The sequence below is a fragment of the Synechococcus sp. WH 5701 genome, from assembly GCF_000153045.1.
GTDB classification, from domain to species: Bacteria; Cyanobacteriota; Cyanobacteriia; order PCC-6307; family Cyanobiaceae; genus Regnicoccus_A; species Regnicoccus_A antarcticus.
On record NZ_AANO01000077.1, the window covers coordinates 1 to 1,445 of the forward strand.

Here is a 1,445-nt window from a genome sequence, read left to right on the forward strand (position 1 = left end):
ACACCGATCAAATCGACAAGTTCAACGAACGCACTGGCTTGCGCACCATGGCCCACTTCAAAGACGTGGATGCCATCCGTCGCTCACGCTTAAAAAAATGCACCATCTTTGAGATGGACGACGACGACGAGGCTGTTGAAGCCGTTCGTAACGAGTATCTACGATTGGCCCAGAATATGCTCGACAAAGTCGAGCCGCTGGAAGCTGTTTCCCTCAAAGATCGCGAAATCTTTGACCTACTTGGATTCGACTAGGCAAAATTCCGGCAAGGCATGGATTCATCGCCACGACCCCAATGCAAAGACTTTTTCTAAGCATTGGGGCGAAAAACCTGAACGACTTAGGCTGACTCATTTATATCTCGACATCCCGAAAACTTGCTCCAGAAAAAATACATTATTTGGCAGATTTCTATATATCCTTTTATTGCCAACCCAAGGACGCCTAAACCAACGTTTGAATAACGACTTCAAGACAGTAGATTTAAGGCAAAAAATAAACGCCACCTCTAACAGCGAAACACTGAATAAATCCCGTCAAACTTATAAATCAATAATACAAACATGGATTGAAGGATCAGGCCACAACGGAATCCAAATCCCACAACATTGACTTACCCATCAATCGATTCTCATTATGGAAGGCCTACAAGTTGTTTGGACAAGTCCCAAACACTTGATGCAGTCTCTGGATCTGTAGCCTTGTCTGATAACTCTTGACTAAATTGCTGACCATCTTTCTTCTGGCGATTTCCCCAACTCCAATGCACACCAGACTCTGCAAAATCTGGATCCGCCACAACTTGAGCAACGCGATCTCCAGCTAATGCTTGGGTGACATAGCCGCCGGTGATATTTTTTTGGAACCAAGGAAAAATTGTTTGAAAGGCCCTCGGGGTATTGCGAAACAATGGTGAATCTGCAACACAGCCTGGATAAAGCGAACTAAATGTAATTCCCGTGTCTTGATGTAGTCGTTGGTGTAGCTCCTGGGTCGTAATCATGTTGCATAGTTTGCTGTCTTTATATGCCTTACCAGGCTTGAAGGGTTGGCCATTCGCCATCGCGATGGGATCCAAGAAACCCTGATAAAAACCAGAAAGATCTCCCAAGTCAGCTGGAGCAGGAATCGGAATCTTGCCACCCAATTCTTTGGAATTTGCTGTAACAGTGCCAAGGATCACTACTCGACGAGAGGGATGTTTGGAACCCTTCAAACGATCGAGCAATAAGTGAATCAGTAGAAAGTGGCCAAGATGATTTGTGGCCATAGACAGTTCATATCCTTGCGGCGAACGTTCGGGCTGCTTCAACTTCGGCTTGTAGACCGCGGCATTACAAACAACGGCATCAAGGGTGGCAGGAAGACTTTGCACAGCCCGACGCACACTCTCCAAATCACCGAGATCCATCAGAACGTGCTGGAGACGTTCTTTCGGGATCCCC

At 46.3% G+C, this 1,445-nt stretch carries 1 protein-coding gene and 1 pseudogene; one reads left to right on the forward strand and one right to left on the reverse strand.

The features are described from left to right. Positions 1-254, forward strand: a pseudogene (chlL, locus tag WH5701_RS00450) (ferredoxin:protochlorophyllide reductase (ATP-dependent) iron-sulfur ATP-binding protein); the annotation flags it as partial. A 380-nt stretch (positions 255-634) separates the two neighbouring features. Here chlL and WH5701_RS16220 read toward each other — a convergent pair. Beyond that, the coding region (locus WH5701_RS16220; protein ID WP_071934147.1) for a protochlorophyllide reductase at positions 635-1,445 on the reverse strand (811 nt) is incomplete at its 5' end.